Genomic DNA, 24,255 nt, shown 5'->3' with positions numbered 1-24,255 from the left:
AAATCGACACTGATTTGTCACGAGGACGATCCCAGGGTGTTCCGAGTTCCCCTTCTTGTTGCGCTTTCGCTTGTCATCGCCTTTGGCGGCGGGATCGTGTTCACGCTTCTGGCGCTGGACGCCACATCGGGCTTCGGCGCGATCAAGCTTGGCGCCTGGCAGGCTTTCCCCGAAATGCAGACGGCGGATGCCGATCCTTATGCGAAATCCCATAGAGCGCGTGCCGGGCGGCTGCTCTACGGCACTGCCGAAGGGCTGGTGTTTACCGCCTCCGATGACGATAGCGGCGCGAAATTGACGGCAAGCTGCACCTACCGCATCAGCGGCCAGACGCCGCCGGCGAGACTGTGGACCCTCTTCATCGCCGGCAATGATGGCCGGCCGATCGAAGACGCTGCCGACCGCCCCTCCACCATCAATTCCTGGGTGGTGTTGCGCAAGCCGGATTCGACCTTCAGCATCACCGTTTCCTCCTCTGCCCAGTCCGGCAACTGGCTCGCCTTACCACAGGCCGGCAATTTCCGCCTGGTATGGACACTTCTGGATTCGCCGGCGGCCAGCAATTCCGGCCTGATCGATCTCAGCATGCCGAAACTCGAGAAGATCGGATGCGGCAATGTTTAGATTCCTCTTCGCGATCCTGACCGGCATATTCGGCGCGATACTGCTGCATATCATCATCATTCTGTCGCTGCCGCATTTCTCCGATCGGGATGCCTATACGCGCGTGTCGGACGAAGGCGACGAGAACCATTTCTACATGCTCGACAACAAGGACGACGATGCGGGGCTTTCCAATATCGATCCCTATATCCGCACGGCCGTCTGCGCATTCGACATCGAGGACACGCCCGTTCACCTGACCGCGAAAGGCAAGGTGCCGTTCTGGTCGCTTGCCATCTACGACGCGGCGTCCAATGAAGTGTTCAGCATGAGTGACCGGACGTCGGTCGGCGGAGCGCTCGATCTCCTGCTTGCATCTCCCGTTCAGCTGACGAGCATACGAAAGGCACTGCCTCCCGCGCTTGCCCAGTCGATCCTCGTGGAAGTGCCGCGGGCGCAAGGCTATGCGGTCCTGCACACTATGGCGCCGCAGGCAAGCTTCGACGACGCGGCACGAGAGTTTCTCTCACAAGCCGGCTGCGAAGCATTCGACAATGGCTGAGATATAGCGGCTGAACGGAAGCGGATGAAAGCAGGTTTGGTGAGAGGCGCCTGCAGAAGCACGGTTGGGCGGCCACAAGCGGCAAGTGCGCACGAACTCATTGCGCACCTGCTGCTTCTTCAATGATTATTTTCCTTTTACCCGCTTCGGGCCCGCTCCAGGACGATGCGTCGGCGTATCCAGATGCTCGTAACGCACACCGGTGAACAGGAGTATTCTTGCCTCCACCGGTTCCTTCTGGGCGCGCGGCGGCAGACGCAAACGCCGATCCGAAAGAGATATGATCTTTGCCATTCTCGTCTCCATTAACGTCTCGAGACGGATGAACCTGCGACTTGATTTCACCCTGCCCGCCTTTGAAGCGGGCTAGCGCTTTCCTCCATTCCAGCCTGTCGTTAGACTTCAATGGAGGCATCAACGCCTTCTCACGGCTTTTCCCTTACACCGTGGCATGGGCACCAATTTTCGGCTTCCATGCTGCCTTACACTCGTCACATTCTGCCAATGGCTGCTTTCAATCGGAATTCATACATATCACAGTTAACAGAATGCTAATTTTCATCGCATGTCATTTCCAGCCTCGTTCGTCATGCCTTATCAACGTCGGGGCGACGGTTTTGGTTTCATCACCGGAGGAAAAATTTTCGCGCGCGTCTCCGCGACAAAATCAAGTAATATCATACTTTTAACATGCAGGCGGTCGTACGCGCCAATGAAGCAAGGGGCGTCGCGTTGCAGAAAAGCGTCACACAAATATTATTTGCGCTCACGAAAAATTAACGTAATGTAAAAAGTCGAAACTTGAGGGCAATCAATGTTTGCGACGGGCAGCTCCGTCTTTTTACCGGAGGATGTCACGGTCCTGCGCAACGCGCTCGACGGGTGGTGCCTGGAAAAGCGGATAGATATTAAAAGTGCGGAAGCCCAGTTTGCGGCCACGGCGGCGATCGGCCTTTTTCAATCCGGCTACAACACCTCGGAAAAGCTGCTTGCGGCCTTGCGCAAGCACAAGGAGATCTGAACAACTCCATTCGCTCGCGAAAGCGGATCATCTCGCGGCATCGCGTTTCACTATCCTTGCGATGGAAGCACGTGCAGGTTGAATTTCGCTTTCGGCGGGAGTTCGCATAAAGGTTTTCCACAGGCGTGCTTGACCCTGGGCGGCCGTCCGTGCGGGGCAAAACGCCGCCTCGGCCGTTCCGCAAGCTTAACGCGCAATTTTTATTCGGATTTTAATAAAGTTTTCACGAACCGTTAACCCTGCCGGCCTTAGTCTTTCGCGAAAGCCAGATAAGGACGACCGTGTCCATACCCGTTTCGACAGTCACCACCAAGGATGTCCTCTTTATCGAAAGAGTCGTCCGGTTCGGCCGGAGCGAAGCGAAGCGGGAAACAAGGTCGACCTTCTGGCTCCCTGCTTCTTTGTTTAGCGTATCGGTATGGGTGTTGGCGTGCGTGATCGGTTTCGAGACCTGGAAGAGCCTGCGACTGTCCGCAAGAAGGACGTGGTTCTGATGGCGACGATCACCAGCTTCGAGGGCATGGGCCATCCGTCCAAATCGGAGCTTCGCCAGTTCGCCGAGCTTTTCACCCCTGTTTTCCAGGCATCCTCCGACGAAGCGAAGCGACAGGCAGTTGCCGCCCTTTCTCAATGCGAGACGGTGCCGCAGGCCGTTGCGCTGTTCATCGGCTGTCAGCCGATCGCCATCGCTGCGCCCTTCCTGACGAGTTCACAAGCGATCGATGACGATACGCTCATCACCATCGCCCGAACGCAAGGCGCGGCCCACGCGCGGGCAATCGTTCGCCGCTCGTCCCTTTCTCCCAAGGTGATCGACGCGCTCGTCGGCCTGCACCAGGCCGAACCGGAACGCGGCATGACAATGCCGGGGCAGCCGGCCGACGTGGTTTCATCGCAGGCCGGCACGGCGGAAACCGAACGGCAATCGCGCGAAGAAATCCTGCGCCAGCAGATCAAGCAAGCTGCGCGCCATCTGACCCGCAACGATAGCGACCGGCTTGGATTGCGCAGCCTCAGCGAGACGCAAGAGGCGCTGCTCGTCCGTTTTGCGCGCGAGCGCGATGCGGTGCAATTTGCAACGACGCTAGCCGATGCTCTCTCCTCCAGCTATTGGCTTGCGGAACGCGTGCTGCTCGACACTTCGGGGCAACAGCTCGCCGTCACGCTCGTCAGCCTCGGCATGGGCATTGCCGATGCCGTCTATTCACTCGAGCGCTTCTATTCGCATCTGGCCGAGCGGCATGGCAGCGTTAGCCGCGCATGGCTTGTGCTTGATGATATCGACCCGGAAGAGAGCCAGGCGCGCGTCGAGGCATGGCGTCGCGCCGACCGCTACACCTATCTGCCACAGGAAAAATCGACACAACGTTCCGGAGCACCGCTGTTCGGGCCGAAATCGGGATCCGCCCACCAGTTGCGCGTCGCAAACCGTCGATAAGGACGGCTCAATCGAGAGGATTGGCGCGGAAACCGGCTAAGGGGACGATATCGCCGATATCGTCCGTTTCAAGCTCGACGACCCACAAATCGGGATCGAACTTTAGCTCGCGATTGAGGATTTCGCGGATTTCCGGCGGTTCCTTCCGCTCGACACGGACCTCGAAGAGCCGTGTTCCGCTCTCTTCCTCATCGAACAGGCTCTGCGGAGCCGGCGCATACAGGGTCTCTAATCCGTCGCGGAAACGCTGGCGGATGAAGATCGCGCCCGCCTGCTCCTCCCCCTTGTGCTCGACAGCAGCAAAATCGCCACCGGCAAACAAGCGGCGGATAAGGGCGGAAACAAATATGTCGCTGCGCAATCTCATGTCCGAGCTATAGCGGTGCATGCCCGCCAAGGCAATTGAAGCCGCCTGCAGCGCGTAGTCGTACCAGATTTGCGGTAGAAGCCTGTACAGCCGGCTTCAGAGCGCGCCGATATCCTGCAGCTTCTTGAGGACCGCCATGTTCGGTTCCCCGGTCTCCGGCAGGCGGTAGTGCTTCTGGAAGCGTCGGATAGCTGCCTTCGTCTGCTCTCCGGCAACGCCGTCGACGCTGACGTTGCTGTAGGCGATATTGCTCAGACCCTTCTGGATCTGCATGACCATGTTGACCTTGTTGACGGCATCGCTCGGCGTTGCCTTGGCCGCGACGGCTCCGGTCTTCATGTTCTTCTCGGCATTCTGGATGGCAGCGGCAACCGGGTCCACCGCATCCGCCGTAGCGGAAACATTGACGGGGCGAGCGGAGGGAATAACAGCTGCCGTATTCGTCTTGTCGCTTGCAGCCTGGGCGTTGGCGGCATTGCTGGCCTTCAGGGCGGCCAGCAGTTCCGGCGTCGGCGTACCGGTCTGCGCGAGGCCGGACGCCTCCTGGAAGAAGAGGATGGCCGATGTCGTGCGCGATCCCGGCTTTCCGTCGACGGCGCCGTCATAGAGGCCGTGACGGATAAGTTCGGCCTGTATATCGCCAATCAATTTCGACGGCGCGCTGGATGACTGCGCTGTGACCTGGCCGGTCGACGATGGCACCGCGGCATCGGACGCCGAATCCTGCCGCTCGATGCGGAAGGTCGTGACATTGCCGGTATCGGCCTGCTGCGCATGCAGGAAGGATTTGCGGCCGGGGATCTGAAAGGGCGACGCCGGATCCCGGGTGCGCAATATGGGCGACGGATGCGCACCCGTCTGATACCAGAGCGCATTGGCGGTGACGAAACCGAAAACCCCGAAGAAGAGCGCAACACCGCCGGCAACGGCGGGATGACGGCCGACCGCGCTGCCGATCAGGGCGGCGAGAGCGCCGGCACCGCGAAGGCCAAGGCCGCCCAGCGCGGTGCTGCCGCGCAGGCTCAGGCTGCCGAGGGCAACCGCTCCACGGGAAGCAAGGCCGGGCTGCTTGCGCTTGCCCTTTCCTTTCCCTCTAGGCGATTTTCGCTTTTGCGGAGCCATTCATCAGTTCCTTGTTTCGTCCTTCATCCATCTCCACAATATGTTTCAGGCGCGGCGGAAAATCGACGGGGCGATTGACATCCACAGGGTGTTGCGTCGTCACGACCCCGGAGCCGTCGAACGGAATGAGGATGGTGATGACCGTGCCCTCTCCCGGCGCGCTGGCAATCGAGAAATTTCCACCGTGCAGGCCGACGAGGCCCTTGACCAGCGACAGGCCGAGACCGGTGCCCGCGTAACGGCGGGTATAATCGTTCTGGATCTGCACGAAGGGCTGACCAAGCGATTCCAGCCGCTCACTCGCGATGCCGATGCCCGTATCCCCGATCGACAGTTTCAGCATGCCGTCGGCCAGGGCCGCGTCGATGGTGATCGCGCCGCCGGCATCGGTAAACTTGATGGCATTGCCGACAAGGTTGATGAGGATCTGCTGGATCGCCCGCTGGTCGGCGACGATCTCGCCGAGACCGCGCTGAATACGGCTCGTCAGCGTCAGCCCCTTTTCCTTTGCCTGCAGCCCCAGCATTGCTTCGCATGTCGCGATGGTGTCCTCGATCGCGAAGGATTCGAGCAGCAGCTCGTAACGGCCGGCCTCGATCTTGCTCATATCGAGCATGGTATTGACGACCGACAGAAGATGGGCACCCGACTGGCGGATCAAGCCGACATATTCGCGCTGGCGGTCGTTTTCCAGCTTGCCAAAATATTCGCCGCTCAAAATATCGGAGAAACCTAGGATGGCGTTGAGCGGGGTACGGAGCTCGTGACTGACGGCGGCGAGGAAGCGCGACTTGGCGTCGTTGGCCGATTCTGCTTCAGCCGCCTTGCGCGCCGCATCCTCGCGAAGCTGCTGGTCCTGCGAGACATCGCGCAGCTGCCCGACGATCGCCGTCAGGCGCCCTTCGGCATCGCGGCGTGCGGTCAGCTCCATGCGCACATGAACGAACTGCTGATCGCCACCCACGACGGCCGAACGTTCCAGCCGGAGATCGGCGCCATGCGCATCCCTGCCCTGGCGCAGCACATCGATTGCCTGCAGGAAGACAATTCTGTCCGAGACATGGATCTGCTCGATGAAACCGCGTCCGGTGGGATCGCGCATCCAGCTCAGGAATTCCGCACGGTCACGCCCCCCCACTGTGGTCACGCTGCCTTGGGAATCGAGCAGCAGGACGAGACCGAAGGCCGACTCCAGCATCAGATCGCGGTGCTCGACGACAACAGCCTCTGCCGGATGGAGTTCGGGCCGCTGGCGCGACAGCGCGATGCTGCCGACGGCTGAAAAGAGAAAGGCGGCGCAGACAGTGGCCACCCCGGCAGGCAGCGCCACGGCCGGACTCGTAACAAAAGAAAGGCCGGCCGGAACGGCAAACAGCGCAACGGAAGAGGCGAGCGCGAGCCGGCGCAGGATCGCAAGCTCCTGCCCACGGACTTCGCCATTCCCGCTCGTCCGGGAAAGCCAGCTTCGGCCTACCCGGTCCACGAGGGCTTCGGCCCCGACAGAAATTTCACTCAATACGCGCACGCTACAACCCGTCAGAACGGTCACTTATCGGACTGCACAATAGGCTCCCCCGGCTTAAGGAAAGAATAAAGAAGGAACGCGCCGGACGGCCGAAAAGATCTCAAAATCCCGTTTTGGCGCAGAAGGAGCGACCTTTGCTCTTTGTGGTTAACAGTGCGTAAGCAACGGATTTTATTCATATTTCCGCCGCGCGTTAACTTTTGTGACGGCGCCTGCATCCGCAAAGCCCTGCATATCAACGGCATCGGGCGAGACATGCTTAACAGCAATTGCTACAATTTGAACCAAATGCTGCTCAAAGCCCGAAAGCTACAATTTGAATTAAAATTGCAGAAAATGCCGCCGAGTTTTGAAAAGCGCTGTTGTCCTCTGCCGGATAGGTTCGAACCGGATCGGGCGGGCAAGTCCGAATCGGCGATCAGCCGACTGACAGGATAGGATGGGCTAGGCAATGTGGTTTCTGATTAGAGCAGGGTTCTGGTTTTCGCTGGTTCTCATGTTCCTGCCGATCTTTGCAAAACCAGAGGGTGCTCCCCGGCCGGCAGGTGAAGCGACGCTCCAGGTTTCCGATGCGATTTCAGCCGCCTCCGGCGTCGTCCAATATGTCGGCGCCATGTGCAGCGAGAAGCCGGATGTCTGCGCGAAGGGCGGCGAAACCCTGACGGCGCTCGGCTACCAGGTCGGCGACGGCGCCCGCGTCGCCTACGACATGCTCGGCCGCCACTTCAAGGACCAGCAGTCCGCCGCCGAAGCCAATACCGCAGCGCCCCACGGCGACGCCGATCAGGTCGCTGCCATGACCCAGCCGATGCCTTCCAAGCGCATGGCAGGAACCGAAACGGTCGATGCCGTCCTGACCGGCACGGTCAAGCTGCCGTCTTCCATTCCGCTGCCGATGCCACGCCCGCGTATCTGACATTTTCTTCCATTGGCCCCAACTTCTGCGCCGCGGACCTCTTATGGTCAGCGGCGTTCTTTGTCGTCCCGGGTTCAAATCGCGCATGGTTTCGCCTATATCCAAGGCAACGCACAATCTGGACTGCTGCAATGACACCGCTTGACAAGATCATCGAAGACTTTTCCTTCCTGGACGAATGGGAGGACCGCTATCGCTTTGTGATCGAGCTCGGTAAAGCTTTGCCCGATCTGCCGGAGGAAAAGCGGACGCTTGAAAACAAGGTCCAGGGCTGCGCGAGCCAGGTCTGGCTCGTCACGCATGCGTCTGGCGATCCGGACAATCCGATATTGACCTTTGAAGGCGATTCAGACGCGCATATCGTGCGGGGGCTGGTGGCAATCGTGCTCGCCACCTATTCCGGAAAGCCGGCTTCGGAAATCGCCGCTCTCGACGCACTCGACGTCTTCGGCAAGATCGGCCTGGTGGAGCACCTCTCCTCTCAGCGCGCCAATGGATTGCGCTCGATGATCAAGCGTATTCGCGAAGAGGCTCGGGTCAGGACCGCGGCATAGGTTGGATTTCAGCAATCGTTACGGATAACCCGGCCCGAAAGCCGGATTATCGTCAGCCTGTCACAAAGCTCTCAGCGGGCGCCGCGCTTGCGGCGCTGACCGAGGCCCATTTCCTTTGCAAGGCGTGAACGGGCTTCCGCATAAGCCGGGGCCACCATCGGATAATCGGCGGCGAGATCCCATTTTTCACGATATTCTTCCGGCGAGAGGCCGTGATGAGTCATGAGATGGCGCTTCAGGGACTTGAAGCTGCCACCGCATTCGAGGCAGGTAATCTGGTCATCCTGTACGGATTTACGAACGGATACGGCCGGCTTCTGCTTTTCGACCACGGTGACGGCAGGTGCCGGAGCCGAGGTGTTGCTCAAGGCGGAATGTACGTCGGAAATCAAATTCGGAAGGTCGCTGACCGGTACGACATGGTTGCTGACATAGGCCGCAACGATATCGGCAGTCAGTTCAACCAGTAACTCCTGCCCGTTGCCGAGGGCCGCATCTGTCATTGTGTTCTCCTGTTCATCGGCTTGCCTGCTGCGTCCACGCCTCCGGAGAGCACGCAGGGCGCAACGTTGCTATGTGATTTTGCGCCTGGCTAGGGAAACCTGTTGATTTCGCTATATCGCAGCGCCGAGCAATCCGCGCGAACGCACTGCTCGTATTCGTAGCAGTCGACAGCAAGAAAACGGTGGATGAAGCCAAATTTCCTACGCCATGAAATCCACCCCTAGACCTCATGCGAGAGAAAACCGCCGCTTGCCGCCTGACGTCAGAATTAGTGACTCGCGATAGCGAACTTTGATCGCTTTACCGGAAGAAAGTTTTGCCCAGCGTTTCATCAAAGAAAGATAAAAGCATTGAGAGCTTAAACCCGGTCGAGACTAACTTAACATCAGAACTCTACTTGAATCTGAATTAGCACTCTTTACCCAAATGTCCAGTTTTTAATCCCGTCATTTGTTCGCAAAAAATTCATCTATTAAAAAACAGATAACTAATAACGCGAACAGCTATTCCTTCTCGAACAATTTCCGCGTTTGTTAGCCCTTTTTTCTATATCCCCGTATTGCGATTTGCTCCCTTGTGAGCAGTTCATCCCGCACCGACGGCGGCCTTAGCCGATGGCCTGCCTTGTGTGCCGCACGCGCGAGAAGATGCGCCGCAATTGGCGCCGTCAGCACGAAAAAAACAAATCCGGCCAAGGCCCGCGCCAGAATCGACAGGTCCTGCGAGTGGATACCGACGGCAAGCAGCAACAGGCCGGAACCGACTGTGCCCGCTTTCGAGGCAGCGTGCATGCGGCTGTAGAGGTCGGGAAGGCGCACGATGCCGATTGCGGCGATAAGCGAGAACAACGCGCCCGAAAGTAGAAGCGCCGTTACTATGAAGGCCCAAAGCATATCCACTATCGGCCTCCCTTCTTTCGCTCGTGCTTTCGCAGCTTTCCGCGCTCACCAGCGGCGCCCGCACTCTGCCCGGCGCCGATCCGTTCCGCCTCATTGGATTGCGCCTGCGTCAGGATAAACCGCGCGAAGGCGACAGTGGCGAGAAAGCCGACAAGTCCGAGCGATATGGCGATATCGATATACAACGTGAATCCGGTCTTGATGGCGATGACAGCGATGAAGCCGATGACGATTGCGACCAGCATATCGAGTGCCAGCACCCTGTCCGGCAATGTCGGGCCAGCCACCACACGATAGACGGCCAACAGAAACGCCATGCTAAGAATGCCGAGTGCCAACATGGCGCCGGCCGAAACAATGGATGCGGCGATCATCGGAAAGCCTCCAGAATCCGGCGCTCGAAACCATCAGCAATACTACGCCGGATGGACTTCGGATCGGAGCAATCGAGCGCGTGCACATAGAGGATCTTGCGGTCCTCGGAAACATCGACGGACAGGGTACCGGGCGTCAGCGTGATCAGATTGGCAAGCAGAGTGATTTCGAAATCGCGATCGACCGTCAACGGAAAGGCGAAGATGCCGGGCTTCACGTCCATTCTCGGGCTCATGACCGCGACGGCGACCGCCCAGGCCGACTTGGCAAGCTCACTCAGAAACAGGAACAGCAGCGAAACTATCTTGCGCCCGCGGCCCAGATAGAGTCCGCCCCCATAGGACGCCCGGACGATCGACAGGGCGATTGCCGCAAGGACAAAACCGAACAGCAGGTTGAGGAAAGAGGCGCTGCCTGTGATGGCCACCCAAACAATGGCAAGCAGCAGGTTGAAGACCAGCAGGATCATTGCGCGCCTCCCGCCACCGGAAAGACGGATTGCAGGTAGGCCGTCGGCTGCTCGAGGCCGAGAGCGGCCGCATGCGTCAGGTGCAGGAGCCACTCCGGAAACAAGCCGAAGCCCACGACAAGCAGGGCCAGAACAAGAAGCGGCAGCGCGGCATGCCATTTCATCCGCTCCGCCACTGTGTTACCGGCCTCGGCAGGGCGCCAATAGGCAAGCAGAAACACACGCCCGAAAACGATGGTCGTCAGGAAACCAACCAGGAGGATCGCTGCAGCGAGCCACCAGGCTCCCGCCGCAAACGCCGCCTTGACCAGTACGACCTTCGGCCAGAAGCCTGAAAAGGGCGGCAGGCCGCTGATGGCGAAGAACAGGACCAGCGAGAGGCCGGCAAACCAGCCGCTTTGCCGATAGAGCCCGCCAAGAACCGTCAGCGAAAAGCTTCCGCCGAGATGCGCCGCCTGCCCGGCAATCAGATAAAGCGCCGTCATCAGCACCATCGAATGCAAGGCGTAGAAGATTGCGCCGCTGAGGCCATCGACGCTGCCGAGCGCCACGCCCGCCAGCATCGTACCGATGCCCGATATCACGATATAGCCGAGCATTCGGCGGATATCATTTGCCCCCAGCGCGCCGATCACCCCGACAAGCATGGTCACGATGGCGATGATCGCGACAAGCGGACCGAGCCCCGCCCGCTCGACAGGCAGCAGCATGACGAGAACCCGGATGAGCGCATAGATGCCGACCTTGGTCAGCAGACCGGCAAAGAGCGCCGAAACGGTGATGCGGGGTGTGTGATAGGAGGCCGGAAGCCAGAAATTGACCGGGAAGGCGGCGGCCTTCATGCCGAAAGACAGCAGGAACAGACCGGCGAGCGTCATCAGCGGCGTGTCGCTGCTATCCGCCCTCGCCTTCATGGCGATATCGGCCATATTGAGCGTGCCGAAAACGGCATAGAGATAGCCGACGGAAACCAGAAAGAGCGTGGTCGCGATGAGGTTCAATACGGCATATTTCAGCGCGCCGTCGATCTGCTCGCGCTCCGAACCGAGAATCAGCAGGCCGAAGGAGGAGATCAGGAGCACCTCGAACCAGACATAGAGATTGAAGATATCCCCCGTCAGGAAAGCGCCGCCGACGCCGGCGAGAAGAAGCATCAAAAAGGGAAAGAAGCCATATCGCCGGCTGCTCGCGGTAATTTCGCCAAGCGAATAGACGCTTGCTGCAAGCGCCACGATCGCCGCCGCCAGAGCCATGAGCGCGCCGAAAACATCGACGCTGAAGGCGATTCCGAAGGGCGGGAGCCATCGTCCCATGACCATGGTTACGGCGCCATCGGCGATAACTTCGTAGAGCAAGGCCGCATCCACCAATATCAGCAATACAAGGCCGGGAATGGCGATTGCCGCATGCCACTCGGTGCGGTTGCGCAGCATCAGAAGGATGGCGCCGAGCCCGATGCACAAGGCGACCGGCGAAATGACCAGCCAATGCGCCGCCGGTATCGGCGTGGCAACCAGCGCATGGGAGAGATCGACTGCGGTATCCGTGGGTCCGGCCATGGCGTCAGTACCCCAGAGGCGGCAGCGGCCGCTCTTCCGGTTCGGCGAGCCGCATCTCGTCCGTGTCGTCGGTCTTCAAATCCTGATAGGCCCGGTAGGTGAGGACAAGCAGGAACGCAAGGAACGAGAAGGAAATGACGATCGCGGTCAGGATCAATGCCTGCGGCAGCGGATTGGCGGCGGCAACATCGAGCGTGGTGGCGCCTTTCTGGATAATGGGCGGCACTTCGCGTGTGACCCGGCCAGCCGTAAACAGCAGAAGGTTGACGGCGTTGCCGAGGATCGCGATGCCGAGCATGATGCGGATCGAGTACCGCGACAACATGAGATAGATGGCGGCGGAAAAGAAGAAACCGACGACGACGGCAAAGACGGCCTCCATCAATCCACCTCCCTCTCCTCGAGCGCAAGTGCGATCGAGGTGATGGCGCCGACGACGACCAGATAGACGCCGGTATCGAAGAGCATGACGGTGGAAAGCGGCAGCTCGATACCGAACAGGCGCGGATAGATCCAGAGCCCCGTCATGAACGGCACGCCGGCAAAGATGGACACGATGCCGGCGATGGTCGCCGCAGCCAGGCCGAAGCCGGCAATCGTCAGCGGATGGAAGAAAATCGCCCGGCGGACGGCCGTCACGCCGCAGGCAATGCCATAGATCGCGAGCGCCGAAGCCGCGATCAAGCCGCCGATAAAGCCGCCGCCTGGCTCGTTGTGGCCGCGCAGCAGCACGAAGACGGAGAAGAGCAGCATCAAGGCCGTCAGAAACGGCGCGGCGGTGCGGAAGATCAGCGTATTCATCAGCGTCCGGCCTCCATCCTCTGGTCAAGGCCGGTCTTATCCTCAAGATCGGGATCGTTGGTCGCGAGCTTGCGCTCCCCGCCGGCCCGGATGCGGATCAGCGCCAGGATCGCAAGGCCGGTCATGGCGACGACGGCAATCTCACCGAGCGTATCCGTGCCGCGGAAATCGACGATGATGACGTTGACCACATTGTCCCCATGCGCGATCAGCTTCGAATATTGATTGAAGAAGGCGGTCAGCGTCAGATCGAACGGCGCCTGCGTTGTCTTCAGCAAGAGAAGCACAAAGCCGAGGCCGCAGGCAACGGCGAGCGCAGCATGGGCGATCCTCGCAAGCGGCGGACGCCTGTCGGAAGGCGAAAGACGCAGGCGCGTCATGACAAGCGCCAGGATCACCACCGCCAGCATCTCGACCATGAACTGCGTGAATGAAAGATCCGGCGCGCCGAACAGCAGGAAGATGACGGCGACGGCAAAGCCCTGGATGCCGAGCGAAACGATCGCCGTCAGCCGGTCGCGCGCAAACACCACCGCCGCAACGCCGATGACCGCGATCAGAAAGATCGTCGCCTCATGCCATTGCAGATTCGGCCACGCCGGCATGGCGGGCAGTTCGCCATGGATCACAAGAGGAATCAGCAGCATCGCCGCCAGGCAGAGGAAGGTGACGGTGACGTAGATTTCCAGCCGGCCGGGCTGCAGGAGACGCGATACCGCATGCGACAATCGCACCAGTCCGGAGATGAAAGCATCGAAGCCACGATCCGGTCCTGGCCCGAGGGCACGCAGGACAACGGACATCAGGAAGCGGGCGCGATCGAGCTGCCAATAGACGAGGATGCCGATCAGCACGGTGATCAGCGAAAGCGCCAGCGGCAAGCCGATATGAGGAACCAGCGAGACCGATATCCTCAGTCCCTTGCCACCGACGGCGCTTGCCATCGGTGAGGACACATGATCGTGCCACTGGCCCGAGAAGAAAGCCGCCAGGAGCCCGAGAAGAGCGAGCGTGACCGGCGCGAGCCAGAGCAGCGGCGGCGCCTCATGCGGCGGCCGCGGCGTTTCCCTCCGCGGTCCGGCAAAGGGCTTCAATGCCACAGCAAAGGCGATCGCGAACATCAGTGCATTGCCGGCCACGGCGATGACCGTCAGGATGATCGCAGCCGGCGAGGACTGCGCGAGCGCGGCATAGATTTCCTCCTTGGCGAGAAAGCCGAAAGCCGGCGGCAGCCCACCCATCGATACCGCCGCGACAAGTGCGGCTGCAAAGGTCAGCGGCATGGCCGAACGCAGGCCACCCAGCCGGGTGATATCGCGCGTTCCCGTTTCATGATCGACGATGCCGGCAACCATGAACAAGGCGCCCTTGAACAGCGAATGCGCGACGAGATAGAGGGCGGCAGCCTCGACGGCATAATCAGTACCGAAACCGGTGAGCATCACCAGCAGGCCGAGCGAAGAAACCGTGGTATAGGCAAGCTTCAGCTTCAGGTCGATCTGGCGGATGGCTAGCAAAGTTCCGACGAGCAGCGTCGCCGCGCCGAAAACCGGCAGGATCGTCTGCCAGGCCATGGTCCCGCCCATGACTGGGTTGAGCCGCATCAAAAGATAGATACCCGCCTTCACCATGGTGGCGGAGTGCAGATAGGCCGAGACCGGTGTCGGCGCTTCCATGGCATTCGGCAGCCAGAAATGAAACGGGAACTGCGCGGATTTGGTGAAGGCACCACCAAGCACCAGGATCAGGACCGCAAGATAAAGCGGGCTCGCACGCAGGACATCGCCGGCGTTCAACAGATCGGACATCGCGCCGATACCGGTCATCTGCCAGATCAGCAGCAGAGCCGCCAGCAGCGACAGCCCGCCGCCGCCGGTAACGACGAGCGCCTGTAACGCCGCCCGCCGCGACGCCTCTCGATGATGATCGAAGCCGATCAGCAGGAAGGAGGTGACCGAGGTCAGCTCCCAGAAGACGAAGAGCGTCAGGAAGCTGTCGGAGACCACAAGGCCGAGCATCGAGCCCATGAAAAGAAAGATGAACGAGAAGAAGCGTCCGAGATCGGCATGGCCTTTGAGATAGCCCCCAGCATAAAGGACGATCAGCGTGCCGATGCCGGTGATGAGCAGAGCGAAGGTCAGCGACAGGCCGTCAATCAGCCAGGAAAACCTAAGATCAAGGCTCGGTACCCAATCGAAACCGCCAAGCTGGACGCGACCGGCGGCGACGGTGGGAAGAAAGCTCGAAAAATGCACAAAGGCGAAAGCGGGAAGCAGCGCCAGGAACCACGCCGCATTATGGCCCAAACGCCGAACAACAGCGGGCGCGATCAGCGCACCGAGAAAGGGCAGGCATAGAGCCAGGAATGTCAGGCCCGCGGTGGCGGCGGCCATGCTCCCCCCTTATCGAACGATCATGCGGAATCCGGCAAAGCCGGAGCTGATTTGAAGGGATAGGCGAAAGGGCGCAGGGCCTCAAGCCCCGACAAGGGAAAACCGGACTTAAACCACTGAAATCGATTTTGCTGACAGCGATCGTAGAGGTTGCAGGATATAATAGATCGTCCGGAAGCCCGCGAGGTCGATTTGGGAGCCCATATCATCGCCGAATTCCTTGCCATTCCTGCATGGCTCGCAATGAAATTGTAATGAATTTGCGCTAATTTATCGGTATTTTCCAAACCGCAATGGAAATTTCGCTCAAAAAAGCGCTAATCTTGGCCGGTTTGCAGATCCTGCCTCCCGGAAACCGCAATGCTCGCCCGCTTGATCGCCGTTCTGCTGCTCTCCCCCGCCACGGCTCTTGCCGCGGACTGGTGGTCCTATGACAATGCGCACCTTGGCTATGCGATCGAACTGCCGTCGGAATTCCATCTTGCCGCCTCTTCCGAGGATGCCGATCGGCTTTCGCTATCGCCGGCAGATCGCTCCGCTTCGCTGCAGGTCTTCGGCACGGTGGTCGCCAATGGCGATTTCACATCGGAAGCGAACGGGCGCGTGGCCCTAGCCAGAGACCAGGGTTGGAAGATTTCCTATTCGAAATCGAACTCGCGGGGCATCAGCTTTTCCGGTACCAGGCAGGGACGCATCGTCTATGTACGCGGGGTCGCCCTCTGCAACGGTGGCGCTGCGTTCTTCCAGATGGATTATTCGAAGACAGACATGCAACGTTACGACGCCGTCGTCATGCGCCTGGTGCGCAGCCTGCGTTCGACGAAGAAGTGCACGCCGACCGCTGAGATCGTCAAAAGCTTTCCGGCGACAGGCTGAAGCAAGTCAGCACCGCCGAATAATGCACGGCAGCCGCGGCAACGACGAAGCCGTGCCAGATGGCGTTCTGGAAGCGCAGCTTTTCCCAGACGTGAAAGATCACACCGAGCGAATAGATCACGCCTCCGATGACGATGAGCAGCATCGAGGCAAACGGGATATGCATGGAAACTGGCTTGGCGACGAGGATGCCGCTCCAGCCCATCGCCAGATAGAGCAGGATCGCCAGCCGGTCGAAACGCCCCGGAAAGATGATTTTCAGGACGATACCGAAGGCCGCAAACACCCAGACGGCGATCAGCACGCCCAGAAGCAGCGGATCTTCGGACCCCCGCTCCAGAAAAGGCGTGTAGGTGGCGGCGATCAGGACATAGATGAAAGAGTGATCAAAGCGGCGGAGAAACCATTTCGTCCTGGACACCGGCCACAGATTGTAGGTGAAAGACATTCCAAGCGTCAGCACCAGACCGACGCCATAGATCCAGGCGGCGGCCATGCCGCCATTGGAACTCCAGACGGTCGCATAAAAGATCAATACAGTGGCGCCGATCAGCGCGAAGACGAGGCCGACACCATTGACGATGCCGTCCGCGATAATCTCATATCGGTCGTAGGCCCAACGGATGCCTCTGTACTCGGTCATTTCATCCGGTTCCATTTTCCCTATGGCATAGAGTCTCGCATCGAAGCGGAGAGGACGCAACCGCGCCAAACGCCACATCGATCAATCTTCGTGAAAGGCGTACTCCCGGGCCGCTCGTCCCTCGTCAACGCAAAGCGAACGCTCAATCCGCAATTTATGATCTTCTGTGAACAATCGAAATGCGCCATATGAATGTGCAAGTACAGCGAGCCAGAGGATATCAAGAGGCAAATCACCCGGCCAAACCCTCCAGCCCGCTACCGGCGGCCCCTGCCGCCGACGCCGGATTGCCTCTTCAAGATCATCGAGATTGGAACTGATCCCATGACCGAAACTGCCCCCTCCTATGCCCTGACTCGCCCGGCCTATGTCGACGGGTCCCATCTTGTCGTTACCGATCTGCCGCTGGTGTCGCGCTTCTATCAGGACATGCTTGGCCTGAAAGTCATCGAGAAGACGGCAAGCGGTGACATTCTGGGCGTTGCCGGTCATCCCCTTCTGACGCTGACGACGGATCGGGCCGCGACGCGCGCGCCGAGAACGGCCGCAGGCCTGTTCCACACCGCCTTCCTGCTGCCAAGCCGGGCCGAGCTTGCGCGCTGGCTTCGTCATGCCGCCCAAAACAATGTCGTGCTGGAAGGCGCTTCGGACCATATCGTCAGTGAAGCCATCTACCTGTCCGACCCGGAAGGCAATGGTATCGAAATCTATGCCGACCGACCGCATGAGCAATGGACGTTTCACGAGGACGGCACGGTCGAGATGGCTACGCTCCGGCTCGATCTGCAGAAGCTCTACGAAAGCGCCGCTCAGGATCGCTGGGACGGCATGGCCGAGGGGTCGGCGATCGGCCATATCCACCTGCAGGTCGGCGATGTGGCCGAAGCGAACGCCTTCTATCGCGACGTGCTCGGCATGAAGGTCATGGCGGCGCGCTATCCGGGCGCGACCTTCCTTGCCACCGGCGGCTATCACCATCATCTCGGCGCCAACACCTGGAACAGCCGCGGCGCCGGCGTGCGTAGCGAACATATGACCGGCCTTTCCGACTATACGCTGCGGTTCAACGACAAAGCTGCACTCGACCAGGCAGTCGCGGCCCTGGAAAAGCACGAGATCAAGACCGAGAAGCGGGATGGCGGCATAACGTTGCGGGACCCCTGGGGGATCGGGCTGAACCTGCTCGCCTGATTTGCCTCCAATCGCTATCGCTTCATGCCCATCACGGAACCGGAATGAGCCTTTCGCGTTTGAATAGCGAGGCGATCCTGCCTTCAGGAACCCTTAGGGCATGGAAGTCGATAAAATCGTCACGCAGCGATCGGAAGCAACAATTATACGCGACGGCAGACCCGACGCGGAACGCAATATATCCGGCGATGACGGGGACAGTATTTTCGACATCTCCCATGGCTCAGGGCGCGGCCGGCTTGATGTCGCGGCCTCCTGGGCGACCATAGGCATCTTCCTCATGCTCGCCTTGGCCGGCGTCTACATGATGTCGCTGATCCTCATTCCGGTGACGCTAGCGATCGTGGTCGGCATGATCCTGGGACTTGCTGCAGAAAAGCTCAGCAAGCTCGGCGTGCCTCGGGTTTTGAACGCTATTCTTCTGTCATCTGGCGTGGCGCTGGTTATCTTCTTCATCATCAATGCGCTTGCCGGGCCGGTGGCCACGCTCGCGCAGGAGCTGCCCGATTTCATCCAACGGACCTCCGATCGGCTGATGCCTTATCTCGGTCGTTTTAAATGGCTGCATATCTCGCCCGAAACATTTCAGGGCAGCCCGATCTCGATCAGCACCGTACTCGAAAACAGCGGCAATGTGCTGCATGTCGTATCCGCGAGCCTCACGCCTGCAATCGTTCAAATCCTCATCTTCTTTGCTGCATTGCTGCTGTTCCTGGCCGGCAGGGTGAGTCTGCGTAAGACGATCATAATGACCTTTTCCACGAGGGCATCCCGCCTCTCTACGATCCGCATCATCAACGCTGTAGAGCGGGTGCTGGGTTTTTATTTCGCGACCGCTTCGCTGATCTATGTGGGAATAGGCGTGGCGATGACCGTGATCGCCTATGTCGGCGGCATGAGCCTGCCGATTCTCTGGGGCGTTTTCGCCTTCGTATCCAGCTTCATTCCGTTCCTTGGCGTAACGACCATGACGCTCTCGCTCGCAATCGCCGGCATCGTCACTCACTCGGATATCATTTTCGGTCTAGCGCCCGCCGTAGCCTTTTTCGGGGTGCACATGGCCGTGGAAAACCTCGTCTTTCCCGCAATCATGGGACGCCAGTTGGAGCTCAACCCCTTCGTGGTCTTCCTTGCCATCATCTTCTGGACATGGATGTGGGGCGCGGTCGGCGCCATGCTCGCCCTGCCGCTGTCGCTGATCGTCATGACCGTTATTGAAGAGCTTTTCATCGAGGAAAAAACCCAGCCGCAATTGCCGGGTTAGCACTCGACCGCTCAGTTCGTCGTATCGTCGTCGCCCTTTTCGGCGATATCCTGCAGGCGAACGAAATTAACGCCCCTTGCCTTCAACGCGAGGATGCTGGCAGCAACCCCCTCACCCGCCGCATGCGTCGGCTGGTTGATATGGGAAATGATGACATCGCCATCCTTGGCGGAGGCATATTGCTTTTCCACCAGCCTGGCCGGCAGAAGCGAGCCGCTGTCGCCATTCACCGAGTAACCGGCGATACGATAGCCCATGCCGCGGATCTGCATGATGGCGGCAGGCGTGTATTTGGCGGTCGCGCCGCGGAACCAGCGCGGCTGCGGGATCCCTGCGGCAATCATCGCATCGGCGCCGCCTTGGACTTCCTGGGCCACTGCCTGCGGCGAACCGGCGGCGGCAATGCCATAAACCTTGGTCGGGACGTCAACGGCCGGGATATGGTTCTGCCCGTGGTTTTCCAGTTCGAAAAGATCGGGATAAGCGAGGAAAACCTTCAACGCGTCCGGATTGGTCCGAAGCCAGCGCGCGGTGACGAAAATGGTCGCCGGGATGCGCTGATCGACCAGCGTGCTCAAGATGCGCGGATCGGTCTTGCCCATGCAGGCATCGAAGGTGAGCGCAATGCGGGGTGCGCCCTTGCCGGCACGATTGACATGGAGATGCGGCTCGACGAGCTTGATTTTCGAAACCGGCGCCTTCGGCGGCAATTGCGGCCAACCGGCAGGCGGCTGCTCCGGCTGGGCCGCGAAAGCTGCGCTTGCGGCGAGCAGGATGACGGAAGTCAGCAAAAGGCGTTTCATCGGGCGGCCACCGGATCGATCAAGCAAACGAAATCTGGCGGCAGGACGATGATGCCATCGCAACCGCAGCGCCCGCCATCGTCCGGCAACACGCCGGAAATATGGCAGACTGGCGGCGTCATATCATTTCCCCTCGGAAATGCGCCGGGCGTGAAAGCTGCAGGCACGGGCTTCAACCTCATCGTGTCTATGCTACGATTGATATGAGATTGGCGTGACACTATCTGCGTATTTTTCCGTGCTCCCAAAGAGAGACATGCATGAGTCGCGATCCCTATGAAGTTTTGGGCGTCAAGCGGGACGCCCCGCAAAAGGATATTCAAAGCGCCTATCGCAAGCTTGCCAAGAAGCTGCATCCCGACCTCAACCCCGGCGACAAGCAAGCCGAGGACAAGTTCAAGGAGGTGTCAGCCGCCTACGGCATTCTCGGCGACGAGGAGAAGCGTGCGCGGTTCGACCGCGGCGAAATCGACAGCAGTGGCGCTGAACAGGCGCCGCGCAGCTATTACCGCGATTATGCTGCGCAGGAAGGTCAGCGCGGCCGCTATCAGAACGCGGGCGGCTTTGCCGATTTCGGCGATGCCGACGATATATTTTCCAGCTTCTTCTCGCGGCGCAGCCGAGGCCAATCGCAAATGCAGGGTCAAGACCGTTACTATACGATGGAGGTCGATTTTCTCGACGCCATCAACGGCGCCAAGAAGCAGATCAGCCTGCCGGACGGGCCTGCTCTGGACGTTCAAATCCCGCCGGGAACACGCGATGGGCAGACGCTTCGGCTGAAGGGCAAGGGCGATCCGGGCTTCAACGGGGGCAAGCCCGGAGATGCGCTGATTGCGGTACATGTGCGCCCGCACCGTTTCTATACCCGCGATGGCGATGATATCCGGATGGAGTTGCCGATTTCGCTGAGCGAGGCGGTGCTCGGCGGCAAGATCCGGGTTCCGACGCCTTCGGGTGCCGTGACCGTGACACTGCCGCCGAACTCCAATACGGGCAAGGTGCTGCGTTTGAAGGGCAAAGGGGTCCCGGTGCGCGGCAAGGACAATGGCGATGCCTATGTCTCCTTAAAGATCGTCCTTCCAGATGCGCCGGACGCCGAGCTGGCGCGTTTCGTTTCCGAATGGGAGGCAGGCAAGGCGCAAGATCCCAGAAAGACCATGGGAGAATAAGCGATGAACGAGAGCGAGTTTCGACTGCATCTCCGGATCGAAACAACGGTGCTGGACGTCTGGATATCCCAGGGCTGGGTCGTGCCCGAAGTCACCGATCAGGGCCGCAATTTCCGCGAAGCCGACATTGCTCGCGGCCGGCTCATTCTCGATCTCAGCAGCACGATGGGCGTCAACGAACCGGGCGTCGATGTCGTCATGGATCTGGTGGATCAGCTTCACAGCCTCAGAGCGACACTGCGCGACCTGACGGATGCCGTGTGTCGGCAGCCGCCGGAGGTGCAGGATCACATCCTGTCGGAGCTGACACGTGTGGAATCGCTGAGACGGCGGTAAGGTAGGAAACTACCTCAGGATGGAGTGTGGCCGCCATGAAGTGATGTCCGGGGCGGCCCTTGGTGCTTCATCCGGGCGCTCAATCGTAAAGATAATGCTCCTGCCAGGCGTCGCGCGGCACCTTGTCGCCGATCTGATAGCTCAGATCGCGGACATGGATGTGCTGCGGTCCGGTCACGCAGGTATATGAGAGGTGATACCAGTCACCCTTACTGCGAAAGACGGCGCCGGGCGCATCCATGGCATCCGGCTTCATATCCGGATCCCCGAATGTATAGGCGATCACCTTATCCGGCTTGAACCCCGTCTTGTCCGTGCCGATCCGCTTCATGGCCTCAGCATCGCACGCCTGCTCCATTCGTTCCGACGGATCGAGCTTCTCCAGCTGCTTCTTGATAGCCGGATCGACGGCGAAGGCGGAGGTGGCGACGCTAACCAATGGAATCAGGATGGCGAAGAGTTTCAGCATGAAGACCGGTCCCTTGCATTGTTTTGGATTTGAGTGCGCTCGCTCCATCAGAGAAGGCTTGACCGCCTTCGTGTCGACGCACTGTATGCCGACTTCGATAAAGAATGTGGTCTCATCAAGGCAGCGCCGGGATGCGGCATTCTGCAGGTGCCTGTTCGAGCAAGACTAGTAGCGGCTGCTTGCATGAAGCTGGAGGAACGGACTTGCCGCTTGAACCTCACCTCCGCGCCCTCTATTTCTCTCTTCACTTCCCATCCGACTTTCACATCAAAGAAAGCGCCCTCGTGTCAGTTTTCAAGAATCTCCCCACCCCGCCTGCAGCTCCGAAAAAGCCATCTACGGATACACGTCACGGCATTACCCGCACCGACGATTATGCGTGGCTCCGGGCCGACAACTGGCAGGCGATGTTCAAGAACCCGTCGATCCTGGCGCCGGAAATCCGGTCGCATCTGGAGGCGGAGAACGCCTACATGAACGCCGCGATGGCGGACACGAAGGAACTGCAGAAGGTTCTCTTTGCCGAGATGAAGGGCCGCATCAAGGAAGACGACAGCTCGATACCGATGAAGGATGGCCCCTACGCTTACGGCACGCTCTTCGTCACCGGCGGCGAGCAACCGCACTTCTTCCGCGAACCGCGCAACGGTGGCGAACGCAAGCTGCTGCTGAATGGTGACAAGGAGAATGAGGGAAAATCCTATTTCCGCCTTTCCGGCCTCGATCATTCCTCCGATCACAGCCTCGGCATCTGGGGCTATGACGACAAGGGCTCGGAATACTTCACGCTGAAGATCCGCAATTTCGAGACCGGCGAAGATCTGCCCGACGTGATCGAGAACACCGGCGGCGATGCCGTCTGGGCGCCCGACGGCAAGAGCTTCTTCTACACCCTGCAGGACGAGAACCACCGCCCGTCGAAGATCTTCCACCACATCATCGGCACACCTCAGTCGGACGACCGGCTCGTCTATGAGGAGGAGGATCCAGGCTTCTTCATGGGCGTCGGCGGCTCGCTGCTGGACGATTACATCTTCATCGACATCCACGATCACGAGACCAGCGAATACCGCATCATCCCAACCTCGGATCTCACCGCCGAGCCCAAGATCGTGGCCGAGCGCGAAACCGAGGTCGAATATGAGATCACCGAAGGCGGCGACGTCTTCTACATTCTCACCAACGACGGCGACGCCAAGGATTTCAAGATCATGGAAGCGCCGGCGGAGAACCCGGGCAAGGAGAACTGGCGTGAGGTCGTGCCCCACAAGCCGGGCACGCTGATCCTCAGCCATCTCGCCTATGCCCGCCATCTCCTCTGGCTGGAGCGCAAGGACGGCCTGCCGCGCATCGTCATCCGCGACCGCCGCACCGGCGAAGAGCATGCGATCGCCTTCGAAGAGGAAGCCTATGCGCTGGGGCTGCAGGGTGCGGCGGAATACGATACGGATGTCATCCGCTTCTCCTATTCCTCGATGACGACGCCGAGCCAGCTCTACGACTACAACATGGTGACGCGCGAGCGCACCCTGCTGAAGACGCAGGAAGTGCCCTCGGGCCACAATCCGGAAGACTATGTGACGCGCCGCGTCTTCGCACCCGCCTGGGATGGCGAGACCGTGCCGGTGACGCTGCTTTATCGAAAGGACACGCCCCTCGACGGCTCGGCCCCCTGCCTTCTCTATGGTTACGGCGCCTATGGCGTTACCATCCCAGCCGGGTTCAACACCAACTGCCTCTCGCTCGCCGATCGCGGTTTCGTCTATGCCATCGCCCATATCCGTGGTGGCAAGGACAAGGGCTTTGCCTGGTACGAAGACGGCAAGATGGAAAAGAAGACCAATACCTTCAAGGACTTCATCGCCGCCGCCGACTATTTGAATCAGGAGAAGTTCACCTCTTACGCGAAGATCATCGCCGAGGGCGGATCGGCCGGCGGCATGCTGATGGGTGCGGTCGCCAACATGGCGCCGGAGAAATTCGCCGGCATCATCGCCGCCGTGCCCTTCGTCGACGTGCTCAACACCATGCTCGACGACACGCTGCCGCTGACGCCGCCGGAATGGCCCGAATGGGGCAACCCGATCGAGAGCGGACAAGAATACGAACAGATCGCCGCCTACAGCCCTTACGACAATGTCGGCGAAAAGCCCTATCCGCCGATCCTGGCGCTCGGCGGCCTCACCGACCCGCGCGTTACCTATTGGGAACCGGCCAAGTGGGTTGCCAAGCTGCGTGAGAAGACGACGAGCAATGCGCCCATTCTCCTGAAGACGAACATGGATGCCGGCCATGGCGGCGCCTCCGGCCGCTTCCAGCGTCTGGAGGAAGTGGCGTTCGAATATGCCTTTGCCATCAAGGTCGCTGAAAAGATGTAGGCCGAACAACGGAGG

Annotated in this window: 27 protein-coding genes; 12 read left to right on the top strand and 15 right to left on the bottom strand. The window is 59.9% G+C overall.

All coding sequences use genetic code 11. From position 1 onward, the window contains the following. The first annotated feature begins 36 nt into the window (after window positions 1-36). A complete protein-coding gene (locus C7U61_RS06410; protein WP_106997325.1) occupies window positions 37-624 on the top strand; it encodes a DUF1214 domain-containing protein in 588 nt (195 codons plus the stop codon). After that, entirely contained in the window at window positions 617-1,165 is a 549-nt protein-coding gene (locus C7U61_RS06405) for a DUF1254 domain-containing protein (RefSeq protein ID WP_106997324.1), read from the top strand. The genes C7U61_RS06410 and C7U61_RS06405 overlap by 8 nt, the downstream gene beginning before the upstream one ends. Before the next feature lie 126 nt (window positions 1,166-1,291). Here the strand turns inward: C7U61_RS06405 and C7U61_RS19475 are convergent, their stop codons facing one another. Next, window positions 1,292-1,459 (bottom strand): hypothetical protein, encoded by a 168-nt coding sequence (locus tag C7U61_RS19475; protein ID WP_181315809.1) that lies wholly within the window; start codon window positions 1,457-1,459, stop codon window positions 1,292-1,294. Window positions 1,460-1,979: 520 nt separating this feature from the next. Here C7U61_RS19475 and C7U61_RS06400 point away from each other — a divergent pair. Both C7U61_RS06400 and C7U61_RS06395 read left to right on the top strand, forming a co-directional pair. Continuing rightward, window positions 1,980-2,186 carry a hypothetical protein gene (locus C7U61_RS06400; protein WP_106997323.1) on the top strand — a complete coding sequence of 69 codons (207 nt, stop codon included), beginning with the start codon at window positions 1,980-1,982 and terminating at the stop codon, window positions 2,184-2,186. A 430-nt stretch (window positions 2,187-2,616) separates the two neighbouring features. Then, a complete protein-coding gene (locus tag C7U61_RS06395) occupies window positions 2,617-3,624 on the top strand; it encodes a DUF2336 domain-containing protein (RefSeq protein ID WP_245410761.1) in 1,008 nt (335 codons plus the stop codon). Window positions 3,625-3,631: 7 nt separating this feature from the next. Here C7U61_RS06395 and C7U61_RS06390 read toward each other — a convergent pair whose 3' ends face one another. The 3 genes from C7U61_RS06390 to C7U61_RS06380 form a co-directional block, all read right to left on the bottom strand. Beyond that, a complete protein-coding gene (locus C7U61_RS06390) occupies window positions 3,632-3,991 on the bottom strand; it encodes a DUF1491 family protein (protein ID WP_106997690.1) in 360 nt (119 codons plus the stop codon). Window positions 3,992-4,087: 96 nt separating this feature from the next. Further along, on the bottom strand, window positions 4,088-5,113 hold the full coding sequence (locus C7U61_RS06385; protein WP_106997321.1) for a peptidoglycan-binding domain-containing protein: 1,026 nt from the start codon (window positions 5,111-5,113) through the stop codon (window positions 4,088-4,090). Continuing rightward, window positions 5,085-6,638 carry an ATP-binding protein gene (locus C7U61_RS06380; RefSeq protein WP_106997320.1) on the bottom strand — a complete coding sequence of 518 codons (1,554 nt, stop codon included), beginning with the start codon at window positions 6,636-6,638 and terminating at the stop codon, window positions 5,085-5,087. Before C7U61_RS06380 ends, C7U61_RS06385 begins: the two co-directional genes overlap by 29 nt. Before the next feature lie 451 nt (window positions 6,639-7,089). Here C7U61_RS06380 and C7U61_RS06375 point away from each other — a divergent pair, with 451 nt between their 5' ends. Next, window positions 7,090-7,554 (top strand): DUF5330 domain-containing protein, encoded by a 465-nt coding sequence (locus C7U61_RS06375; protein ID WP_106997319.1) that lies wholly within the window; start codon window positions 7,090-7,092, stop codon window positions 7,552-7,554. A 131-nt stretch (window positions 7,555-7,685) separates the two neighbouring features. Beyond that, window positions 7,686-8,108 carry a SufE family protein gene (locus tag C7U61_RS06370; RefSeq protein ID WP_015339210.1) on the top strand — a complete coding sequence of 141 codons (423 nt, stop codon included), beginning with the start codon at window positions 7,686-7,688 and terminating at the stop codon, window positions 8,106-8,108. A 71-nt stretch (window positions 8,109-8,179) separates the two neighbouring features. On the opposite strand, the gene C7U61_RS06365 is transcribed toward C7U61_RS06370, so the two are convergent. From C7U61_RS06365 to C7U61_RS06330, 8 genes are all read right to left on the bottom strand, one after another. After that, complete coding sequence (locus tag C7U61_RS06365) at window positions 8,180-8,611, bottom strand: MucR family transcriptional regulator (RefSeq protein ID WP_106997318.1); 432 nt, start codon at window positions 8,609-8,611, stop codon at window positions 8,180-8,182. A gap of 534 nt (window positions 8,612-9,145) precedes the next feature. Then, the gene (gene mnhG / locus C7U61_RS06360; RefSeq protein WP_106997317.1) at window positions 9,146-9,511 is read right to left on the bottom strand and encodes a monovalent cation/H(+) antiporter subunit G; all 366 of its coding nucleotides are present in this window, start codon (window positions 9,509-9,511) and stop codon (window positions 9,146-9,148) included. Beyond that, window positions 9,511-9,885 carry a cation:proton antiporter gene (locus C7U61_RS06355; protein ID WP_106997316.1) on the bottom strand — a complete coding sequence of 125 codons (375 nt, stop codon included), beginning with the start codon at window positions 9,883-9,885 and terminating at the stop codon, window positions 9,511-9,513. The genes mnhG and C7U61_RS06355 overlap by 1 nt, the downstream gene beginning before the upstream one ends. After that, window positions 9,882-10,355, bottom strand: coding sequence for a Na+/H+ antiporter subunit E (locus tag C7U61_RS06350; RefSeq protein WP_106997315.1), 474 nt, complete (start codon window positions 10,353-10,355; stop codon window positions 9,882-9,884). The genes C7U61_RS06355 and C7U61_RS06350 overlap by 4 nt, the downstream gene beginning before the upstream one ends. Then, window positions 10,352-11,914, bottom strand: coding sequence for a Na+/H+ antiporter subunit D (locus C7U61_RS06345; protein ID WP_106997314.1), 1,563 nt, complete (start codon window positions 11,912-11,914; stop codon window positions 10,352-10,354). The genes C7U61_RS06350 and C7U61_RS06345 overlap by 4 nt, the downstream gene beginning before the upstream one ends. A 4-nt stretch (window positions 11,915-11,918) precedes the next feature. Continuing rightward, window positions 11,919-12,296 (bottom strand): Na+/H+ antiporter subunit C, encoded by a 378-nt coding sequence (locus C7U61_RS06340; protein ID WP_106997313.1) that lies wholly within the window; start codon window positions 12,294-12,296, stop codon window positions 11,919-11,921. After that, window positions 12,296-12,715 (bottom strand): Na+/H+ antiporter subunit B, encoded by a 420-nt coding sequence (locus tag C7U61_RS06335; protein ID WP_106997312.1) that lies wholly within the window; start codon window positions 12,713-12,715, stop codon window positions 12,296-12,298. The genes C7U61_RS06340 and C7U61_RS06335 overlap by 1 nt, the downstream gene beginning before the upstream one ends. Further along, entirely contained in the window at window positions 12,715-15,108 is a 2,394-nt protein-coding gene (locus C7U61_RS06330; RefSeq protein ID WP_106997311.1) for a putative monovalent cation/H+ antiporter subunit A, read from the bottom strand. The genes C7U61_RS06335 and C7U61_RS06330 overlap by 1 nt, the downstream gene beginning before the upstream one ends. Window positions 15,109-15,468: 360 nt before the next feature. Between C7U61_RS06330 and C7U61_RS06325 the strand changes: the two genes are divergently transcribed. Beyond that, entirely contained in the window at window positions 15,469-15,984 is a 516-nt protein-coding gene (locus C7U61_RS06325; RefSeq protein WP_106997310.1) for a hypothetical protein, read from the top strand. Here the strand turns inward: C7U61_RS06325 and C7U61_RS06320 are convergent. Further along, a complete protein-coding gene (locus C7U61_RS06320; RefSeq protein WP_106997689.1) occupies window positions 15,959-16,627 on the bottom strand; it encodes a hemolysin III family protein in 669 nt (222 codons plus the stop codon). The genes C7U61_RS06325 and C7U61_RS06320 overlap by 26 nt on opposite strands. 324 nt (window positions 16,628-16,951) lie before the next feature. On the opposite strand from C7U61_RS06320, the gene C7U61_RS06315 reads away from it, so the two are divergent. Together C7U61_RS06315 and C7U61_RS06310 are read left to right on the top strand one after the other, a co-directional pair. Next, a complete protein-coding gene (locus C7U61_RS06315) occupies window positions 16,952-17,818 on the top strand; it encodes a VOC family protein (protein WP_106997688.1) in 867 nt (288 codons plus the stop codon). 100 nt (window positions 17,819-17,918) lie between these two features. After that, window positions 17,919-19,082, top strand: a complete 1,164-nt coding sequence (locus tag C7U61_RS06310; protein WP_106997309.1) for an AI-2E family transporter — start codon at window positions 17,919-17,921, stop codon at window positions 19,080-19,082. An 11-nt stretch (window positions 19,083-19,093) separates the two neighbouring features. Here C7U61_RS06310 and C7U61_RS06305 read toward each other — a convergent pair whose 3' ends face one another. Further along, complete coding sequence (locus tag C7U61_RS06305; RefSeq protein ID WP_106997308.1) at window positions 19,094-19,885, bottom strand: polysaccharide deacetylase family protein; 792 nt, start codon at window positions 19,883-19,885, stop codon at window positions 19,094-19,096. A gap of 260 nt (window positions 19,886-20,145) precedes the next feature. On the opposite strand from C7U61_RS06305, the gene C7U61_RS06300 reads away from it, so the two are divergent. Further along, window positions 20,146-21,057: a J domain-containing protein gene (locus C7U61_RS06300; protein WP_106997307.1), complete on the top strand. Its 912-nt coding sequence runs from the start codon at window positions 20,146-20,148 to the stop codon at window positions 21,055-21,057. A 3-nt stretch (window positions 21,058-21,060) separates the two neighbouring features. Then, window positions 21,061-21,393 (top strand): chaperone modulator CbpM, encoded by a 333-nt coding sequence (locus C7U61_RS06295; RefSeq protein ID WP_106997306.1) that lies wholly within the window; start codon window positions 21,061-21,063, stop codon window positions 21,391-21,393. A 79-nt stretch (window positions 21,394-21,472) separates the two neighbouring features. On the opposite strand, the gene C7U61_RS06290 is transcribed toward C7U61_RS06295, so the two are convergent. Then, window positions 21,473-21,862, bottom strand: a complete 390-nt coding sequence (locus tag C7U61_RS06290) for a DUF930 domain-containing protein (protein ID WP_106997305.1) — start codon at window positions 21,860-21,862, stop codon at window positions 21,473-21,475. 284 nt (window positions 21,863-22,146) lie between these two features. Here C7U61_RS06290 and C7U61_RS06285 point away from each other — a divergent pair, with 284 nt between their 5' ends. Continuing rightward, on the top strand, window positions 22,147-24,240 hold the full coding sequence (locus C7U61_RS06285) for a S9 family peptidase (RefSeq protein WP_106997687.1): 2,094 nt from the start codon (window positions 22,147-22,149) through the stop codon (window positions 24,238-24,240). Window positions 24,241-24,255: the final 15 nt, after the last annotated feature.

The sequence above is a fragment of the Rhizobium sp. JAB6 genome, assembly GCF_003024605.1.
In the GTDB taxonomy this organism is placed as follows: Bacteria; Pseudomonadota; Alphaproteobacteria; order Rhizobiales; family Rhizobiaceae; genus Rhizobium.
This window is presented reverse-complemented; position numbering and strand designations above follow the sequence as displayed.

What these genes read in the sequence shown, in the direction of transcription:
- C7U61_RS06315 (WP_106997688.1), top strand. Translation starts at nt 16,952, where the DNA reads ATGACCGAAACTGCCCCCTCCTATGCCCTGACTCGCCCGGCCTATGTC.
- C7U61_RS06365 (WP_106997318.1), bottom strand. Translation starts at nt 8,611, where the DNA reads ATGACAGATGCGGCCCTCGGCAACGGGCAGGAGTTACTGGTTGAACTG.
- C7U61_RS06375 (WP_106997319.1), top strand. Translation starts at nt 7,090, where the DNA reads ATGTGGTTTCTGATTAGAGCAGGGTTCTGGTTTTCGCTGGTTCTCATG.
- C7U61_RS06295 (WP_106997306.1), top strand. Translation starts at nt 21,061, where the DNA reads ATGAACGAGAGCGAGTTTCGACTGCATCTCCGGATCGAAACAACGGTG.
- C7U61_RS06325 (WP_106997310.1), top strand. Translation starts at nt 15,469, where the DNA reads ATGCTCGCCCGCTTGATCGCCGTTCTGCTGCTCTCCCCCGCCACGGCT.
- C7U61_RS06405 (WP_106997324.1), top strand. Translation starts at nt 617, where the DNA reads ATGTTTAGATTCCTCTTCGCGATCCTGACCGGCATATTCGGCGCGATA.
- C7U61_RS06350 (WP_106997315.1), bottom strand. Translation starts at nt 10,355, where the DNA reads ATGATCCTGCTGGTCTTCAACCTGCTGCTTGCCATTGTTTGGGTGGCC.
- C7U61_RS06370 (WP_015339210.1), top strand. Translation starts at nt 7,686, where the DNA reads ATGACACCGCTTGACAAGATCATCGAAGACTTTTCCTTCCTGGACGAA.
- C7U61_RS06355 (WP_106997316.1), bottom strand. Translation starts at nt 9,885, where the DNA reads ATGATCGCCGCATCCATTGTTTCGGCCGGCGCCATGTTGGCACTCGGC.
- C7U61_RS06330 (WP_106997311.1), bottom strand. Translation starts at nt 15,108, where the DNA reads ATGGCCGCCGCCACCGCGGGCCTGACATTCCTGGCTCTATGCCTGCCC.
- C7U61_RS06400 (WP_106997323.1), top strand. Translation starts at nt 1,980, where the DNA reads ATGTTTGCGACGGGCAGCTCCGTCTTTTTACCGGAGGATGTCACGGTC.
- C7U61_RS06345 (WP_106997314.1), bottom strand. Translation starts at nt 11,914, where the DNA reads ATGGCCGGACCCACGGATACCGCAGTCGATCTCTCCCATGCGCTGGTT.
- C7U61_RS06390 (WP_106997690.1), bottom strand. Translation starts at nt 3,991, where the DNA reads ATGAGATTGCGCAGCGACATATTTGTTTCCGCCCTTATCCGCCGCTTG.
- C7U61_RS06305 (WP_106997308.1), bottom strand. Translation starts at nt 19,885, where the DNA reads ATGAAACGCCTTTTGCTGACTTCCGTCATCCTGCTCGCCGCAAGCGCA.
- C7U61_RS06290 (WP_106997305.1), bottom strand. Translation starts at nt 21,862, where the DNA reads ATGCTGAAACTCTTCGCCATCCTGATTCCATTGGTTAGCGTCGCCACC.
- C7U61_RS06385 (WP_106997321.1), bottom strand. Translation starts at nt 5,113, where the DNA reads ATGGCTCCGCAAAAGCGAAAATCGCCTAGAGGGAAAGGAAAGGGCAAG.
- C7U61_RS06320 (WP_106997689.1), bottom strand. Translation starts at nt 16,627, where the DNA reads ATGACCGAGTACAGAGGCATCCGTTGGGCCTACGACCGATATGAGATT.
- C7U61_RS06335 (WP_106997312.1), bottom strand. Translation starts at nt 12,715, where the DNA reads ATGAATACGCTGATCTTCCGCACCGCCGCGCCGTTTCTGACGGCCTTG.
- C7U61_RS19475 (WP_181315809.1), bottom strand. Translation starts at nt 1,459, where the DNA reads ATGGCAAAGATCATATCTCTTTCGGATCGGCGTTTGCGTCTGCCGCCG.
- C7U61_RS06340 (WP_106997313.1), bottom strand. Translation starts at nt 12,296, where the DNA reads ATGGAGGCCGTCTTTGCCGTCGTCGTCGGTTTCTTCTTTTCCGCCGCC.
- C7U61_RS06300 (WP_106997307.1), top strand. Translation starts at nt 20,146, where the DNA reads ATGAGTCGCGATCCCTATGAAGTTTTGGGCGTCAAGCGGGACGCCCCG.
- C7U61_RS06310 (WP_106997309.1), top strand. Translation starts at nt 17,919, where the DNA reads ATGGAAGTCGATAAAATCGTCACGCAGCGATCGGAAGCAACAATTATA.